At 70.6% G+C, this 16,918-nt stretch carries 15 protein-coding genes and 1 pseudogene; 12 read left to right on the plus strand and 4 right to left on the minus strand.

Going from position 1 to position 16,918, the window contains the following annotated elements:
• The first annotated feature begins 86 nt into the window (after nucleotides 1-86).
• A complete protein-coding gene (locus IPI43_03185) occupies nucleotides 87-932 on the plus strand; it encodes a hypothetical protein (GenBank protein MBK7773131.1) in 846 nt (281 codons plus the stop codon).
• A 9-nt stretch (nucleotides 933-941) separates the two neighbouring features.
• On the opposite strand, the gene IPI43_03190 is transcribed toward IPI43_03185, so the two are convergent.
• Nucleotides 942-2,228: a hypothetical protein gene (locus IPI43_03190; GenBank protein MBK7773132.1), complete on the minus strand. Its 1,287-nt coding sequence runs from the start codon at nucleotides 2,226-2,228 to the stop codon at nucleotides 942-944.
• A gap of 81 nt (nucleotides 2,229-2,309) precedes the next feature.
• Here IPI43_03190 and IPI43_03195 point away from each other — a divergent pair, with 81 nt between their 5' ends.
• Nucleotides 2,310-3,632 carry a sigma 54-interacting transcriptional regulator gene (locus tag IPI43_03195; protein MBK7773133.1) on the plus strand — a complete coding sequence of 441 codons (1,323 nt, stop codon included), beginning with the start codon at nucleotides 2,310-2,312 and terminating at the stop codon, nucleotides 3,630-3,632.
• Nucleotides 3,633-3,638: 6 nt separating this feature from the next.
• Here the strand turns inward: IPI43_03195 and IPI43_03200 are convergent, their stop codons facing one another.
• Nucleotides 3,639-4,706 (minus strand): MBL fold metallo-hydrolase, encoded by a 1,068-nt coding sequence (locus IPI43_03200; protein MBK7773134.1) that lies wholly within the window; start codon nucleotides 4,704-4,706, stop codon nucleotides 3,639-3,641.
• A gap of 266 nt (nucleotides 4,707-4,972) precedes the next feature.
• Here IPI43_03200 and IPI43_03205 point away from each other — a divergent pair, with 266 nt between their 5' ends.
• From IPI43_03205 to IPI43_03220, 4 genes and pseudogenes are all read left to right on the plus strand, one after another.
• The gene (locus IPI43_03205; GenBank protein ID MBK7773135.1) at nucleotides 4,973-5,395 is read left to right on the plus strand and encodes a YeeE/YedE family protein; all 423 of its coding nucleotides are present in this window, start codon (nucleotides 4,973-4,975) and stop codon (nucleotides 5,393-5,395) included.
• Between the two features lie 47 nt (nucleotides 5,396-5,442).
• A pseudogene (locus IPI43_03210) lies at nucleotides 5,443-5,769 on the plus strand (YeeE/YedE family protein).
• 108 nt (nucleotides 5,770-5,877) lie between these two features.
• Nucleotides 5,878-7,704, plus strand: coding sequence for a sulfate permease (gene sulP / locus IPI43_03215; protein MBK7773136.1), 1,827 nt, complete (start codon nucleotides 5,878-5,880; stop codon nucleotides 7,702-7,704).
• A gap of 258 nt (nucleotides 7,705-7,962) precedes the next feature.
• Nucleotides 7,963-9,681, plus strand: coding sequence for an integrin (locus IPI43_03220; protein MBK7773137.1), 1,719 nt, complete (start codon nucleotides 7,963-7,965; stop codon nucleotides 9,679-9,681).
• A gap of 28 nt (nucleotides 9,682-9,709) precedes the next feature.
• Here IPI43_03220 and IPI43_03225 read toward each other — a convergent pair whose 3' ends face one another.
• Nucleotides 9,710-10,069, minus strand: coding sequence for a GFA family protein (locus tag IPI43_03225; GenBank protein MBK7773138.1), 360 nt, complete (start codon nucleotides 10,067-10,069; stop codon nucleotides 9,710-9,712).
• Nucleotides 10,070-10,144: 75 nt separating this feature from the next.
• Here IPI43_03225 and IPI43_03230 point away from each other — a divergent pair, with 75 nt between their 5' ends.
• Together IPI43_03230 and IPI43_03235 are read left to right on the plus strand one after the other, a co-directional pair.
• Nucleotides 10,145-11,635, plus strand: coding sequence for an alpha/beta fold hydrolase (locus IPI43_03230; GenBank protein ID MBK7773139.1), 1,491 nt, complete (start codon nucleotides 10,145-10,147; stop codon nucleotides 11,633-11,635).
• A 59-nt stretch (nucleotides 11,636-11,694) separates the two neighbouring features.
• Nucleotides 11,695-12,852: a hypothetical protein gene (locus IPI43_03235; protein MBK7773140.1), complete on the plus strand. Its 1,158-nt coding sequence runs from the start codon at nucleotides 11,695-11,697 to the stop codon at nucleotides 12,850-12,852.
• Nucleotides 12,853-12,880: 28 nt separating this feature from the next.
• Here the strand turns inward: IPI43_03235 and IPI43_03240 are convergent, their stop codons facing one another.
• Entirely contained in the window at nucleotides 12,881-13,219 is a 339-nt protein-coding gene (locus IPI43_03240) for a cytochrome c (protein MBK7773141.1), read from the minus strand.
• A 179-nt stretch (nucleotides 13,220-13,398) separates the two neighbouring features.
• On the opposite strand from IPI43_03240, the gene IPI43_03245 reads away from it, so the two are divergent.
• The 4 genes from IPI43_03245 to IPI43_03260 all read left to right on the plus strand — a co-directional run bounded on the left by IPI43_03245 (nucleotide 13,399) and on the right by IPI43_03260 (nucleotide 16,899).
• Entirely contained in the window at nucleotides 13,399-14,784 is a 1,386-nt protein-coding gene (locus IPI43_03245; GenBank protein ID MBK7773142.1) for a hypothetical protein, read from the plus strand.
• 690 nt (nucleotides 14,785-15,474) lie between these two features.
• The gene (locus tag IPI43_03250) at nucleotides 15,475-15,690 is read left to right on the plus strand and encodes an energy transducer TonB (protein MBK7773143.1); all 216 of its coding nucleotides are present in this window, start codon (nucleotides 15,475-15,477) and stop codon (nucleotides 15,688-15,690) included.
• 89 nt (nucleotides 15,691-15,779) lie between these two features.
• Entirely contained in the window at nucleotides 15,780-16,193 is a 414-nt protein-coding gene (locus IPI43_03255) for a hypothetical protein (GenBank protein ID MBK7773144.1), read from the plus strand.
• Between the two features lie 199 nt (nucleotides 16,194-16,392).
• Nucleotides 16,393-16,899 carry a hypothetical protein gene (locus tag IPI43_03260; protein ID MBK7773145.1) on the plus strand — a complete coding sequence of 169 codons (507 nt, stop codon included), beginning with the start codon at nucleotides 16,393-16,395 and terminating at the stop codon, nucleotides 16,897-16,899.
• Nucleotides 16,900-16,918 lie beyond the last annotated feature (19 nt).

A 16,918-nucleotide genomic window follows, 5' to 3' on the forward strand; every position in this document is an offset into this window, starting at 1 on the left:
CAGTGTCTGGTGCCGCTCTGGACGTAGTTCCCGGAGTGGTGACCAACGGTCGCCACTCACCAACCGACCGACTATGGTGTGAGCGCATGCAGTCCCTCGTGGTCCTCGTGGTGGTGCTGATGGCGGGGCTGGGGGCCAGCGGCTGCGGGGCATCGCTCACGTCCATGCAGCCGGCGCGGCTCACGCCCGAGTCGCACCTGGCCATGACCACGTCGCTCGCGGTCAACGCGCCTGTCGGGTCGGCCGGTGACACGCTGGACGCCCTGCAGGCCCTGGACGAAGTGGTGGGCGTGCTCGAGCCGCGCGAGATCCAGCTGCTGGCCGACGCGGTGAACGCCGGCTCGCTGAGCCCGCCCATGGTGGACCCTTCCGTGCGGTTGGCCTACGGGGTGAGTCGCTACTTCGAGATCGGCGCGCGTGTGGGCGGGTCGCATGTGGGTGTGAGCGCCCGCGTGCAGGTGCTGCGCATCGCCCCCGGCATCTACGCCTCACTGGGCTTCGAGCTGAGCAGCGCGCTGTCCACGCTGCCCATCAACCGCTTCAACGACCGCGTGTTCGTGGAACGCTATCGGCGCCTGGACGTGGGCCTGCCGCTGATGCTGGGCTACAGCTCGTCGCGCGCGCACCTCTGGGCAGGGCCCAAGCTCCTCTTCAGCCGCGTGCGCACGCGCGGCCACCTCTGTGTGCGCGAGAACGACGAGTGCACCGACCGCGTGGAGTTCCGCGGGTCTGGTTCGCTGCGCCACGTGGCTGGCCAGCTGGGCGTGGCGCTCGGCAAGCGCCGCTTCTGGATCGCGCTCGAGCTCACCATCGCGCGGCTGCGGGGCAACGGCACCGTCCGCGGGCAGCGCGGAGCCACGGAAGAGAGCTACACCTACGACCCCGACGGGCGCGTCATCCAGCCTGCGCTCGGGCTCATCGCGTGGTTCTGACGGCGCCGCTCAGGGCGCTTCGAACTCGCCCACGCTGACCACGAAGCGAGGCCTTCGCGCGCCGTCTTTCTGCAGCGCGGCGCTCACCGGATAGGCGTCTTCCGACACGCGCACGTGGATGTGGTTGTCGTGGTTGGGCCAGTGCTGGAGGTGCACTCCGTCCGAGTAGAGCGGCCGCAGGTCGGCGTCCACGGTACCGTCCAGCACCGCGTCGTCGGCGCCATCGCGCGTGGGCGGGATCAGCTCGCGGTCCAGGAAGGCACGCGTCACGCGACCGCTCTGATAAAAGGCCCCGAACATGCGCGCGTTGGCGTATCCGTCATAGTTGGTGACCGTGCCGGCCACGCACTCGCGCCCGTCCACGTACATGAGCTGGCAGTAGGTGCGCCAGGGCGCCTCTCCGTCCAGCCCATAGAGCGAGATGTCCACGTCCTTGCCGCGCTGATGCGACGCGTGCCGCAGGCTGCCGGTGTCGGTGCCGGGCGTCTCGCCATCCCACTGCGAGAAGTCCTCCGGGATGAAGGGCGCGTAGCCCGCGGCGGCCATGGACTGCCCGGCGAAGCGCACCAGCATCAAGAGGTCGCGGCGCCCGAACTGGTAGCGCATCACGGTGCTGGGGGTCCAGTCGTAGCCGTCCACGGCCGGGTCGATGGGCAGCGGCAGCTGCAGCAGGCGGTCGCAGTCGCCGAGGCACTCCGGCCCGTCGGCGAAGGGCGTGCGCGTGACGTGCAGCGTGCCGGTCAGCGCGGTGCTGCTGGTGAGGCGCACCCAGTACGTGCGCGCGGCCTGCGGCTCGAAGACCGCCAGCGTGCGGATGCCGCGACCGCCGTTGGTGAGGCCCAGGTACGCCGGACCCACGCCGTCGTAGCGCTCCACCGTCATGGTCACGGCCGCGGTGGTGGGCGCGAAGTCGAAGCGGAAGCCCACGTGCTCGCCGCGCGGGACCTCCACGCGATAGAGGAGCTCGTGGCTCGCAGCGAGCGTGACGCCGGTGGCTCCGTCGGCCAGCGGCAGCGCATCCGGCGCCACATCGTCGGGGGCCACTCCGTCGTCGGGTGAGGTCACGCCCTGGTCATGGCCAGCGTCGAGCGGCGCGCCCAGATCGAGTTCCGTGCCCGCGTCACCGGCGCTGCCGTCCGGCACGCCCGCGTCGCCCACCGCGGCGTCGTCGAACGAGGCCGGCGGACCGTCGCCCACGCGATTCTCGCAGCCAGCGCAGACCGCTGCCGTGCACGCGACCCACAGCCAAGCGAGACGGGGTGGGAGGCAGCGCGACCAGGTCTGGGGTGAGTGCATGTGTGATTCATAACATGACCATAAGGTCATATCAATAGGCGACCGTCAGAACGCGTGGGTCGGAGCCTGGTAGGCTGCGCCATGCCCACGCTCTCCATGCTCGCCCTCGAGGACATCGCCGGCGCCGCCATCGTGCTGGACCCGCAGCTGCGGGTGGTGGAGTTCACGCCGGCCGCCGAGCAGCTCATGGCCGCCCCGCTCGCCCCCGGCGTGTTCGCCGCCAAGGTGCTGTGTGGCGAAGGCGCGCAGCGGCCCATCGCCGAGGCGCTGGCGGCGGGCAAGCCCATCGCCGCCGAGGTCCCGCGCGTGGACCCGGACGGCGGCACGCGCGTGCTCTACGTGCGCGGCACGCCCATCAAGCGTGACGGGGTGATCGAGGGCTTCTTGCTCCTGCTCGAGGCGAGCGGCTGGGAGGACGGCGGCCCCGACGCGCCCATCACGCGCTTTGGGATCCTGACGGGTGACCGCGCCATGAAGCGCCTGCTGCGCGACATCGAGCGCGTGGCCCGGCGCAGCGCCACCGTGTTGGTGCGTGGCGAGACGGGCACCGGCAAGGAGCTGGTGGCCCAGGGCATCCACGACGCGTCGAGCCGCCGCGACGGTCCGTTTCGCGCCATCAACTGCGCCGCCCTGCCGCCGCACCTGCTGGAGAGCGAGCTGTTCGGCCACGTGCGCGGCGCGTTCACCGGCGCCGTGCGCGATGCCCCGGGTCACTTCCGGCTGGCGTCGGGGGGCACCTTGTTCCTGGACGAGGTGGCCGAGCTGTCGCTCGAGCTGCAGGCCAAGCTGCTGCGGGTGCTGCAGGAGCGCGTGGTGGTGCCGGTGGGTGGGCGCGACTCCATCCCCATCGACGTGCGCATCGTGTCGGCGACGCATCGCTCGCTGCAGGCGGCCGTGGCCGACGGCGAGTTCCGTGCCGACCTGATGTACCGCCTGCGCGTGGTGCCGCTGTTCATCCCGCCCCTGCGCGAGCGCGGCGACGACGTGCTGCACATCGCGCAGCGCTTCGTGACGGAGCAGAATGCGCGCGGCGAGCGGCAGGTGCTCAGCCTCTCGAGCGGCGCGCGGGCGCGGCTGCTGGCGCACCCCTTCCCCGGCAACGTGCGCGAGCTGCAGAACGTCATCGAGTACGCGTTCACCATGGGTGACGGCCCCGTGCTGGTGGAGTCCGACCTGCCGCCCGAGCTGCTGCAGGGCGCGGGTGGCGAGCCCGTGGACCAGGCCTCCGCCGTGAACGTGCCGGCCACACGCAGCGCCGAGCCGGGCAAGGCGGGCGACGAAGCTGCGCGCATCCGCTTTGCCCTCGAGCGGGCTGCGGGCAACCGGGGCCGTGCCGCCCAGAGCCTGGGGATCAGCCGGGCCACCCTCTGGCGCCGCATGCGGGCGCTGGGCATGGACGACTGATCGCGTTCACACGGCGCAGGTGCCGCCCTCGGCCTCCACGTAGGCCAGCATGCCACCGCGCATGGACGCCACGCGCTTGAAGCCCATGGCCTCGAGCGTGCGCGCCGCCCCCGCCGAGCGGCGACCGCTGCGGCAGATGACCACGATGGGCTCCTCGCGCGGCGCGTCCTTCATGCGCTCGCTGAGCTTGTCCAGCACCACCGAGTCGGCGCGCTCGAGCATGGGCAGCTCGCCCGTCAGCTCGTCTTGCTCGCGCACGTCGATGAGCCGCACCTCGGCGTGGGCGTCGCGCACCCAGGCCACGTCCACCTCGGGCGTGCCGTCGCTGAGCCGCTCGACAGGCGCCCAGCCGCGCTCGATGGGCAGCGCCGAGTCGCTCTGCGGCGCGAGGCCACAAGCCAGGTTGGCGGGCACGGCCACGTCGATCTTGCTGGGCAGCGCCAGGTTCAGGTTGCTCATGATGGTGACGAACTGGTCCTTGCTGCGCCCGCCGCCGAGGCGCGGGTTGTGCGCCTTCTCTTCGCCCACGGTGCTCATGGTGCGCCCGCGGTAGTCGTGGCCAGGCCAGATGCGCGTGTCGTCCGGCAGCGAGAACACCTGCTGCTGCACGGAGTCGTAGAGCGTGCCCGAGTCTCCCTGCTGGAAGTCGGTGCGCCCGCAGCCGCGGATGAGCAGCGCGTCGCCCGTGAAGGCGTTCTGGTGGTCCTCGGTCACGTACGACACGCAGCCGTTGGTGTGCCCGGGCGTGGCGCGCACCTCCAGAGTGATGCCACCCACGTGCACCTTGTCGCCATGGCGGACCTTCACGTCGGCACACACGGCCCCTGCGGCGTCGCTCACCACGGAGCGGCTGCCCAGGCGCTGGCGCAGCAAGCCCGACCCGGTGATGTGGTCGGCGTGGGCGTGGGTCTCGAGGGTGTGGACCAGCGTGAGGTCGAGCTCGCGCAGCAGCTGGGCGTCGCGCTCCACTTGATCCAGGACCGGGTCGATCAGCGCCGCCTGCCGCGTGACGGGGTCCGCGATGAGGTAGGTGTAGGTGCTGGACTCGGGGTCGAAGAGCTGTCGGAAGAGCATGGTGGCCTCTTGGTAGGGTTCGTTCGTCCGGGGGGACGGCATGAACAAGAGCACGCCGCGTGCCAGCCCACAGAGCCTGAATTCGCGGCGGGGCGCAACGCTTTGCAACACCGTTGCGCGTGCAACAGGGGCACATGCAACACTCTGCAACATTCGCGCTGCCCGAGGCATATACGAGGTGCACGCAATTCACCGGCGATGTGCGCGGGCCATGCGTGGCACGAAGCGTGCTTTGATGGGCCGCCATGACATCTTCGTTCTTCTCCATGGCCAGCCTCACTGGCCTGCTGGGCGGGCTCCTGATCGGGCTCTCCGCCTCCCTCCTGTGGGTCATGAACGGGCGCATCGCGGGCATCAGCGGCATCGCCGGCGGCATGTTCGCTGCCCCGCTGCGTGAGGTCTCGTGGCGCGGCGCGTTCGTGTCGGGGCTGGTCATCGCTGGCGCAGTCGGCGCGCTGGTGAAGCCGGCGGTGTTCGGGGCGCCCACCACGCTGCCCTTCGCGCAGCTGCTGGCCGCTGGCCTCTTGGTGGGCACTGGCACGGCCCTCGGCTCGGGCTGCACCAGCGGCCACGGCGTGTGCGGGTTGGCGCGCTTCTCCTCGCGCTCGCTGTTCGCCACCCTCACGTTCATCGGCGTGGGCATGCTGACCGTGGCTGCCGTGCGCGCGCTCGGCGGAGGTGCGCTGTGAAGGCGGCCGTGGCTCTGGTGGCCGGGCTGCTGTTCGGTGCGGGCCTCATGCTCTCGGGCATGACCAACCCGGCGCGCGTCATCGGCTTCCTGGACGTGCAGGCGTGGGACCCCACGCTCATGTTCGTGATGGGCGGCGCGCTGTTGGTGACCACGCCCGTGTTCGCGTGGGCCAGGCGGCGTGAGCGCCCCGTGCTCGAGCCCATCTTCCATGCGCCGGCCAAGACGCAGGTGGACCGCCGGCTCTTGCTGGGGGCTGCGCTCTTCGGTGCTGGCTGGGGCCTCGCCGGGCTCTGCCCGGGGCCCGCGCTGGTGTCGTTGCCGAGCGCGCGCGTGGAGCTCTTGGGCTTCGTGGCGGTGATGCTGGCGAGCCTGTTCGCCGTGCGTGCGTGGGACACGCGCCGCCTGATGCGCCTGCTGGCCGAGGCGCCCACGCGCGTGGGCGACGACGAGATCATGGACATCATGGAGGCCGAGTAGCCCATGACGGCCGCCGCGCAGACACCCGCGAAGCGTCGCTCACTGCGGCCCGCGTGGCTGCGCGGCTACGACCGTGCGGTGCTGCGCGCGGACGTCATCGCGGGGGTGATCGTGGCGGCTGTGTTGATCCCGCAGGCCATGGCCTACGCCACGCTGGCGAACCTGCCGCCCATCGTGGGGCTCTACGCCGCCGCCGCCGCGCCGTTGTTCTACCCGCTGCTGGCCAGCTCACGGCGCCTGGCCGTGGGGCCGGTGGCGCTCGACTCCATGCTGGTGGCGGGCACGCTGGCCACGCTCGGTGCCGTGGCCGTGGCCGACCGCGTGGCCTACGGCGTGCTGCTGGCGCTGATGGTGGGCGCCATCCTGTTCGTGCTGGGCGTGCTGCGCTTCGGCTTCGTGGCCAACTTCTTGTCGCGTCCGGTGGTGCTGGGCTTCACCGCAGGCGCGGCGCTGCTGATCGCCAGCGGCCAGGTGGGCCCGCTGATGGGCATCTCGCTGCCCACGGGCCAGGGGCTGCACGCCGTGGTGTGGGCTGCCGTGAAGGGGGCGAGCGGGGCCCACGTGCCCACGCTAGTGGTGGGGGTGGTGAGCGTGGCGCTGCTGCTGGCGCTGCGGAAGCCGTTGCCGCGCGCGTCCTCGCCCATCGTGCTGGGTGGCGCGCTGGTGGTGTCAGCGCTGCTGCACCTCGAGGACCACGGCGTGCGCGTGGTGGGCGAGCTGCCGCGCGGGCTGCCCATGCCCGCCGTGCCCGGCTTCGACTTCCTGGCGAGCGCCCCGTACGAGATCCTGGTGCCCGCCGCGCTCACCATCGCGCTGGTGGCGTTCACCGAGGCCATCGCCACGGCGCGCGCCATCGCCGAGCCGGGCAGCGTGGTGCGCCCTAGCCAAGAGCTGGCTGCGCTGGGCGTGTCCAACCTCGCGGCGGGCCTCTTCGGCGGCTACCCGGTCACTGGCGGGCTGTCTCGCTCGGCCATCAATGCGGGCGCCGGGGCACGCACGCCGCTCGCGGGTGCCGTGACGGCGCTGCTGGTGGCCCTGGCGCTGATGGTGGCGACGGGCGCGTTGTACGCGCTGCCCATGGCCAGCCTGGCCGCGCTGGTGATCGTGGCGGTGCTCAAGCTCATCGACGTGGCCGCCGCCAAGCGCATCGCGCGCACGAAGCGTGGCGACGCGGTGGTGCTCGGCCTGACGTTCGTGGCCACCGCGCTGCTGGGCGCACAGACGGGGCTCTTGATCGGCGTGGCGCTGTCCGTGGGCGCGTTCTTGATCAGCACGTCGAAGCCGCACTTCGCGGTGCTGGGACGGCTCCCGGGCACGGAGGACTACCTGAACGTGGAGCGTCACCCGCACGCGGTGCAGGAGCCCGGCGTGGTGGTGCTGCGCATCGACGCGCAGCTGTACTTCGGCAACGTGACCTTCTTGCAGGACTGCGTGCGCGGCATCGTGAGCGAGCAGGGCGTGGCCATGCACACGCTGGTGATCGAGGCGGCCGGCGTGAACCAGCTGGACAGCGCGGCGGCCGAGACGCTGGACGCGTTAGATCGCGAGCTCGAGGGGCGCGGGGTGCGGTTGCTGCTGACGCACGTGAAGGGACCAGTCCGTGACGTGCTGGCGCGCACCGACATGCTGCTGCGCATGGCGCGCACCGGGCGCATCTACTTGGGCACCCACGAGGCGGTGATGAAGGCGGCCAGCGGGGAAGAGCTGATTGGGCGCGACCCGGAGAAGGACCCGGACCCGCGCGCGTTGGCCGACCGCGTGGGGTGTGGAGAGACGGCGCGGCGGCTGATCCCGAGGGAGGGACGGCACGGCGAGGGCAGCGGGATTTAGGGGGGCGCAGTCCGTGAGTCGAGTCCGAGTCGAGTCGAGTCGAGTCGAGTCGAGTCGAGTCCGAGCCCGAGTCCGAGTCCCAGCCCGAGTCCGAGTCCGAGTCGAGTCGAGTCCGAGTCCGAGTCCGAGTCCGAGGCCGAGTCCGAGGCCGACCAGCGAACACCCGACACGAGCGGGCGGCCCCTGATTGCTCGCACGATCTTGCGACGGGTATGCCGCCGAGATACCTTCAGCGCCGATACAAGGAGAGTGGAGACGATGACTACCAAGCGCAGCCCCCGAAGCGTCCTGATTCTTTCCCTGGCCCTCGGCGGCCTGGTGGGCGGCTGTGGAGGTGACGCAGCTGGCAACGACGCGGGGACCGACGGGGCCATCGCGTGCCTGGTCAACCAGTACGTGGAGGACGCTGCGTGTGTGGCCTGTCCACCGGGTACGAGCAACCTTCCCGGCGACAGAACATCGGGGGGTGACACCATCTGCGATCCGCGACTTTGCGAGGAGGACGAGCGCGTCCAGGCGAACGCCTGTACGCCATGCCCTGCCAACACTTTCAACGATGCCGGCGACGACGCTTCCATGTCGGATACAAGCTGCGAAGACGCCTGTGAGGTCGCGCTGGGCCTGCCCTGCGCAGATTTCGCGGAGGCATACGTCAAAGCCTCGACCGTGGACGAGGCCGATCGGTTCGGTCGGTCGGTCGCGCTCGACGGCGACACGCTCGTGGTAGGGGCCCCCGATGAAGACGCAGACACCGGGATTGACGGGACGCAGAGCGACGATACGGCCGTGGACAGTGGCGCTGTGTACGTGTTCACACGCGTCGGCGCGACGTGGACTCAGCAGGCGTACCTCAAGGCATCCAACGTCCAAGGCAGCGATAGATTCGGGTTCACGGTAGCCGTGTCCGGCGACACGATCGCAGTGGGTGCGCCAGGTGAAGATAGCGCGGCCCCAGGAGTCAACGGTGACGAAGCCGACAACTCACTCGAGTCCACCGGCGCAGTGTACGTGTTTACGCGGAGCGGAGCGTCCTGGAGCCAACAAGCCTACCTGAAGGCGTCGAATCCTGACTCGACGGACTCTTTCGGAGTCGCATTGGGACTCTCCGGTGACACCTTGGCCGTCGGTGCCAACTGGGAAGACAGTACGGCCACGGGGGTCAACAACGATGAAACAGACGACACGGCTGTGCAGAGTGGCGCCGTGTACGTATTCACCCGCTCATCAAACACGTGGAGCCAGCAGGCCTATCTGAAGGCGTCCAATACCGACGCGGGCGACGAGTTCGGGACGGCTCTTGCACTCGACGGAAACACACTCGCGATCGGAGCCTGGGAAGAGGACTCGGCCGCGACAGGAGTAGACGGCAGCGAGTCCAGCAACGCGAGCGAGACGAGCGGCGCTGTGTACGTCTTCACGCGGAGCGGTGTCACGTGGACGCAGCAAGCATACTTGAAGGCATCCAACACGATGGTCGGCGCGCAGTTCGGGTTTTCCGTCGCGCTCTCCGGTGACACCGTAGCGGTAGGGGCGCCAGAGCATCAGACCGGAGCAGTCTACATCTTTGGCCGCAGTGGCGGTGTTTGGAGCCAGCAGGCATTGCGTACTGCCAACAGACCCGCCGACGCCTTTGGCTACTCAGTAGCACTTTCGAACACCATGCTCGTGGTGGGCGCACGTACCGAGAGCCGTGGTGGCTCTGGTCTCAACGACGACCCGCCGTTCGCCACAATCGAGGCGAGCGGAGCCGTCTACGTGTTCACGCAAAGCGCCACTTTGTGGTCCCAACTGGCCTACATCAAGGCATCGAATCCAGACCCATTCGATCAGTTCGGATTCTCCGTGGCCGTATCCGGAAGCACGATCGCCGTTGGTGCCACCAACGAGGACAGCGCTGCCACTGGCCTCAACGGCAACGAGGCCAACAACGACGCCCTCGACAGCGGCGCTGTCTACGTGCGCTTGCTCGCACCGTGACCGCGCATCAGGGACGCGGCGCTGGGATTCAGAAGCTCTTCCCGTCGACCATCTGCACGGTGACTGCGTCGAGGTCGAAGCCGTCGAGGCAGCGCACGTTGATGGCGATGATCGGGGAGCCGTCGCGCCGCGTGCCGCGGGCGAACGACCCCACGCCACAGGTCTTGCAAAACAGGTGGTGGATGGTGTGCTTGTTGAACGTGTAGTCCGTGAGGTGGTCCTCGCCCGACAGGAGGGTGAACGCGTCGGGGGTGACGAAGGAGAGCAGCGTGCCCTTCTTGGAGCACATCGAGCAGTTGCAGCCCATCCCGGTGTCGGCCGCGATGTTCACTTCGTAGCGGACCTTCTGACAGTGGCAGCCGCCGGCGTGGAGCGTGGGTTCGGTCATGCGGCCGATGGTGCCACAGAGAACCCACCTTCCGATGAGCCGATGGCGGCGCTCGCGGCTGCTACATTCCGTGGCGTGGGTATCGCTCGCATCCTCCTGCTCGTGCCTCTCCTCGTGCTCGCGCTGGGGTCGGGGTGCCGCGATGGCTCGCACCGGCCGACGCTGCCGCGTGGGAGCGCGCCGCGGTTCGAGCTCGGCCGGTGTGAGGCCCAAGTCCCGGAGGGCGCTCAGGTCGAGTGCGGGACGCTCATCGTGGCCGAGGACCGTGACGCGGAGGTGTCGCATGAGGTGCGGATCGCGGTGGCCATCTTCCGCAGCGGCGCGTCGGCTCCTGATGCGAGCCCAGCGGTGTTCCTCCCGGGCGGCCCAGGCGACGGCGGCCTCGATCGGCTGGACTACTTGTATGGGTTGTCTGCGCCGGTGCGGGCCAGGCGTGACCTGATCGTGCTCGACTATCGGGGTGTTGGCCGGTCGTCCCCTTCGCTCGTGTGCACCGAGGGCGGCGGTGATGAAGGTGAACGCATCGAGCGCTGTCGCGAGCGCTTCGAGCGCGTGCCCGTGGATCTCACCGCGTACTCGAGCGCCGACATCGCGCGCGACCTCGCGGACCTCCGCACCGCGCTCGGCGTGCCTTCGCTGCATCTGATCGGCAGCTCCTACGGGACCAGGGTGGGCCTCACCATGCTGCGCGACTTTCCGGAGGTGGTGGGCAGCGCGAGTCTGGACGCGGTGGCGCCGCCCGAGGTGGACCTCTTCGAGACTGCGCCCCTGACGTTCGACCGCGCCTTCACGCGCATCCTCGAGTCGTGCGCGGCGGATGCCACCTGCGCGGGGGCGTTTCCTTCGCTCGCCCAGGATCTCGACGTGGTCCTCGAGCGCCTCGCCACCCATCCCCCCGACATCTCCTTCACCGTCGATGGCCAGCTGCAGCCCGCGGTGCTGGACCGGTCGCTCTTCATCGGGCTGCTGCTGCGCGCGTTCACGCCGGCGCTCCTCGGGACGGTCCCGGCCATCATCCACGCCACGGCCATCGAAGACTATGCGCCGCTCATCGCGTTCGGCGAGCTCGCGCCGCGCACGGGCACGCGCTATCCGTTCGCGTTCGGCATGCATCTGTCGGTGCAGTGTGCGGAGGAGGTGCCCTTCAGCTCCGCCGCAGATGCCGAGGCCATCTCGAGCGCGCATCCGCGCTTTGCGTTCATCAGCGCATACCGCGTGGCCGCCGAGCGGTGCGAGCACTGGGCGGAGCTCACCGTGGACCCGCGGGAGGACGAGCCGGTGGCCAGCAACGAACCCGTGCTCTTCCTGAGCGGCGACTTCGACCCCCTGCTGGACCCCGCGTGGGCCGAGGACGCCCGCGCTTCGCTCCCCACGAGCATCCACCTGCTCTTTCCGAACGCCGCGCACGGCGTGCTCCACACAGACTGCGGCTGGCAGGCGGTGTCGGCGTTCATCGACGCGCCCGATGAGCTCCCCACGCACCCATGCGCGGCCGAGGCGTCTCCTCCGCCGTTCGTCGTCGATCCCGGACCGCTGCTGCGCGAGATGCTCGAAGCGAGACCGTGACACCCGCGCGGTAGCCATTCGTGCGAAGCTCCGCATCCCATGTACTGCGGAGGTTCCGTGTGACGCCCTCGATCTCGGTTTGGCTCTTGGCGGCTCTCCTCGGAGCCACCGTGGCGGCATGTGGTGGGGCTCGTCCCGGCGGCTCCGCGCCCACTGAGCGGGTGCTGCTGGCAGGTGGATACCTCGACGCGCTGCTGCCGAGCGGCGAGCGGATCGCGCCGGACTCACCCAACGACGCCTCGGGCATCCTCGCCGTGGTGACGCACCAGCTGCGGCGCACGAGCGGCGTCCTGCGCATCGAGTCACTCGACATCGGTCAACGCGTGACGCCCACGTTCGCAGCAGACGCTGTGGCCATGGAGCGGCGAGCGCAGTGCGCCGGAGCCGAAGCGCGTCTGGTGGCAGAACCGGGTCTCGCCGCCCCCGACGGCTTCGCGGTCGTGGCATTCGCCCCGGTGGCGACCTGCGACGGCGGTAGTCCCCCCGACGCACGCCTGTACGTGAGCACCCCCGACGGCGCCGTCATCCAGCTCGAGTTCCTCTGCGAAGCACAGGGCTGCCTGCCGGATCGGCGCGCCGTGCTCGAGGCCTTCGTGGGCTCGTTTCAGCGCGCTGCACCGCCTTCGTCCGCCGGTGGGACGCGCTTCCTCGGGCTCTCGTCCGGGCTCGGGATCTCGCTGGTGGTTCCGGAGGGCTTCGTGGTCCGACAGTACTCCGGGGAGGACACGGCTGCGTTCGCGGTGGTGCGGCCCGCGCACGTGGACGGGCCGGCCGACATGCTCTCGGTGGCGTTCCACTTCAGCTCTTCGCCGAACACGCTCGCCGAAGACTACGCATCGACGAACGAGCAGGCGCGCACGTTCCAAGGGCGGGTGGCGGGTCAGGACGTCGAACTCCTGGAGCTCACCGGTCCGTCGCGACGCAGGACCATCGCGCGCCTCGAGCTCGCTGCGGTCTCCATCGACGTCGTCATCCGAGCCGAGTCCGACGAGGTGCACGCGCAGCTCATGCGCGCCATCGGAGACGCCGTGGTGCGCGACCCGGACGCCGAGGACCCCCCCCCCCCCCCCCCCCCCCCCTCCCCCCCCCCCCCCCCCCCCCCCCCCCCCCCCCCTCCCCCCCCCCCCCCCCCCCCCCTCCTCTTCTTTCTTTGCTCTTTCCACATCCATCACAATACCTCCTCGCAGTGTCCACTAAACCACCACTGCACTTTATGAGGACGACGAGGACGACTTCTTGCCATAGTCACTGCGGCCCGATGCGCGGCTGAGCCAACTGGCCCGCCTGGCTGTCGGGTGTGGCCGCAGGGGGCGCTGGCGGAAGCTCGGCATCCACAGAGCTGATGACCGTGAGGAACGCGAGCACCGCCTCGAGGTCGCCCTGGCTCAGGTACTCCTCGCTGATGCCAGGCATCGCGGTGTTGCCCTCCCGAATCTGCCGCCGCATCTGCGCGGGCGACCAACGGTACCCGCGTGGGTTCACCCTGCCCGCATGGCAGGGGTTGCAGAAGGTCGAGAAGATGGAGCCGCCGAGCGCGATGTCACGCGAGGCGACGGGGCCCTCATAATCGATGGATGATGGCATCGCCGCTGGCGCATGGACCGGCGCACACCCCGCCACGAGGATGACCACCCAACCGCTCACTCCGATTGCGAACCTACCCACCACTGACCTCGACGACGAGGCTACAGCGGTCGTCCTGCGATGACAACACGGTGCCGAGCGGGGAACGTTCCGCAGGAGCAGGAGCGTTGGCCGCTGAGATGACCGAGTCCGCCGACGACACGCTGCCCGCTCCGCGCTCCCTGTGGGAGCTGCTGCGGTCCTCGCTCGGCATCGGCGTGGTGCTCGGGGTGGTGGCCGTGGTGGCCGTGCCCGCGTGGGTGTGCTTGATCGGGATCGCGCCGAGCACCGTGGCCGCGGTGGCCCTGATGCGCGCGCAGCTGCAGCTGGCCGTCCCCGGCGCACAGCCCGAGCCTGTGGACGGCACCGGCATCGGCTGGCGCTGGGTGCACGCGGGGGCGTGGGTGTTCGTGGGCGTCGCGGGCTACATCGCGGCGGTGGCGTGCGCGAGCGCGCTGGCCGGGCGGCTCACGTGGAGGGACCCGTCGTCGGACCCGGGCACCGCGGCGCTCACCCTGACGCTGGCTGCGGGGTATTGCGGGGCCGTCACGCCGTTCGCGTTCGTGCCGTTCGTGATCCTGGACGTGCGGCGTCCGCACCGCCTGTCCGATGTGCTGGTGACGTCGGTGGGGCTCGCCACGCGCGACTTCCTGCCGCTGCTGGGCGGGGCGGTGTTCGCGGGGCTCATGCTGGGCGTGCCGCTGTGGCTGGCGACGGCGTACTGGCAGCTCGGCTGGATGCTGGTGTGGGTGCTCGCGCCGTGGCTCACGAGCGGCATGATGGTGCATCGCTACGCGCGCCTGTCGGCCACGCTCCCCATGGACCCGCGTGAGGGCCAGCTGCCCACGGCGGGGGTGCTGATGCTGGGGGCATGGGCCGCGCTCGCGACGGGGATGGCGCTCGCGCTGACGCACCTCGGCACGGGGCGCGGGTGGCTCGCCTGGTCGGGTGAGACGCCGGGGCTCGCGCTGGTCTTCGGTGTGCTCGGGCTCGCATGGGTAGCCGTGGTGGTGGTGCTGACGCGCGCGTGGTCACGAGCCCGGGCGGTGCGCTGGGTACTCAGCGGGCACGGGAGCGCGACGGCCGCGTTCACTGGCGAGCTGCTGCTGCAAGACGGTGCGGCGCTGGTGGCCACGCAGGCTGGCTTGCGGGTGGAGGGCAATGTGTGGGTGGTGGGTCGCGAGGCGCGCCTCCAGGTGCCACCCGGCGTGCACGAGACGCCCCACGCGCTCGAGCTGCGGCCCGATGCGCTCGCCCCCGGCGCGAGCGTCACCGTGGTGGGGACGTTCCGCGCCATCGCTCAGCCGGGCCTGCGGGGTGCATCGCTGGACTGGCCACGGCGCGCGTCGTTGCTGGTGGGGGACTACCGCGAAGCCCGCGCCACCCTCGCGCGGCGCGCCGCGCGGTCCACCATCGCGCTGCTGCTGCCCATCACCCTGCTCGCCACGGTCACGGCCGGCGCCCTCATGCTGGACGCTCGACAGAACGTCTTCCTCAACGACCCGTCCTGGTTCTTCCCACGTTGAAGCCGCTCGAGGGCGTCAGCGCCGAGCGAGGCCCGCGTGCAGCCCGCGCCGCTGGAGCGCCCGTGGAAGCCTCGGAGGCGGAGGTGAAAGAATTCAACAGGCCGAAATGGGTCGGAAACACGGCCTCCCCAGCATGGAGAGGTGTCTTCCCGTGCACCCTTCGGCCGCCGTCACTACCTCCTCGGAGGGGGGCTGTCCGTGCTCGTACACGGGGCTGCGCTGTTCGGATGGTCTGGGACGCAGCCGAGCCAACCGGCCGAAGAGGAACTGCGCGCGGGCGTGATCTGGCTCGAGACGGCGGCGTCTCTTGGCGGTGCGATCGGGGAGCAGCCCGCGTCGCCGAGGCCCGGCGAGTCGGGGTCCCGTGTTGCCGCGCGCGTCGCTCGCCGTCCCCACCACGCCGCGCCGCCGCGCACTCCGACCGTCCACGAGACCACGGGGGAGACACAGGAGGTGTCCTTGCCGGCGGCCCCGAGCGCGGCGGCGCAGCCAGCCGGGGCACCCGAGGGCGTCGGCGCCACGATTGGTGCCTCGGGCGCGGGGACCGGGTATGGCTCGACCGATGCCCGTGCTGGCTCCGGACTCGCTGCCGGGGGCGACGCTGGGGCCGCCGGGGGAGCCCCCGTCCAGGGACCGCGGCTCCTCGCGGCGGGGAACCCTTGTGCCGGGTACTTCCCGCCGGGGGCGCACGTGGCCCACGGTCGCGTGCAGGTGGAGGTGGAGGTGAGCGCCAACGGTCGGATCGCCGCCACGCGCGTGATGGCCGAGCAGCCGCTGGGCGAGGGGTTCGCTGGGGCAGCACGCGCGTGCGCCGCCGACCGCTTGCAGTTCGCGCCTGCACAGACGTCGCAGGGGACACCGGTGGCGGGACACGCACGGCTGCTGCTGAGCTTCGATCGCAGCTGACGGCGCCCTGAACAGTCAGATTGTTTCCGATATATTTCCGATCGGTGTCTTGACAGTTTCCGCACGCCGACCAAAGGTACGACTCAGGCATGACGCGAACCTCCATGCGGCTGGTGTACCTGTTCGGTGTCGTCGTCTCGGCCTCGGCGCTGGGAGCGGGCGCCACAGCGGTGGCCTCCGCAACGGCGGTGATGTCAGCCCCACGTGTCGCGGCTCCGGAGGAGCTCGTGCTGGTCGCCGATCCGGCTCCGCTGCAGAGCGAGCCCGAGACGCCGTTCGAGGAGGCGGAGCAGACCTCCGATCCCACCGAGTCGTCCAAGGGTGGCGAAGAGCGCCCCGAGTCCTCGGATGGCGAGACGCCCTTCCTGGACGGGCGCTACATCGCCACGTTGGCTTCCGCGGACGCCCTGACCGCACGCGTCGGTTCGCCGCCCCCGGTGAGCGAAGCGGCGCTCGCGTCGCAGTTCCATCCCGACGGCCTCGACCGCCCTCCGAGGGCGTGAACGCGGCCGGGGGGACGAGCTCTTCGTCTCCCTGCGCCGACGCTGGCCTCGACTCCGAGCGAACCCCGTGCCGCGAGCCCATGCGCTCGACGTCCCGGTAGCCACTCGCGTCGAGGCGTCCGTTCACCCGCTCCGGTGCGCGATGTCGCGCGCGCGGAGTCTCACCCACCCCCATCCTGAATTCTCAAGGAGCATCATCATGTTCAAGAAGACCCTCTTCGCCTCTCTCGTCCTCGCTCTCACTGGCTTCGTCGGTGTCCCTGTCGCCGCACCGGAGTCCCCGCTCGCTCCGGCTCGCGCGGAGGCCAGCGCTTGCGGAGGTGTCGCGCTCGACGACTCCGTCCGGGAGCAGGTCTACGGCGCTGGCGCGGCGTTCGCCGTGAGCCCCATCCGTGAGACCGTGTTCTTGGCGCGCGCCATCCAGCCCGTGCGCACCATGGGCGCCGTGGTCCACGTCCACGCGCAGCCCGGCATGACCCAGCAGTACCTCGAGCGCGCGCTCCAGTGCCACGCGCGCGGCGGTCAGGCGGTGAACCCGGCCGACCCGCTCGTGCTCCAAGAGGGAGCCATCCGCGACATCGACGTCCGCTCGGCGGGCGGCGCCTTCGCGGTGCGTATCGTGGGCGACAGCCCCGCTGCGGGGCGCGCCATCTTCGAGCGGGCCGAGAGCCTGGTCGGCGGGAGCGTGAGCGTCCAGCAGCTGTGATGGGAGCCACACGGTAGGC

The sequence above is a fragment of the Sandaracinaceae bacterium genome (genome assembly GCA_016706685.1).
Classification (GTDB): Bacteria; Myxococcota_A; Polyangia; order Polyangiales; family Houyiibacteriaceae; genus JADJJE01.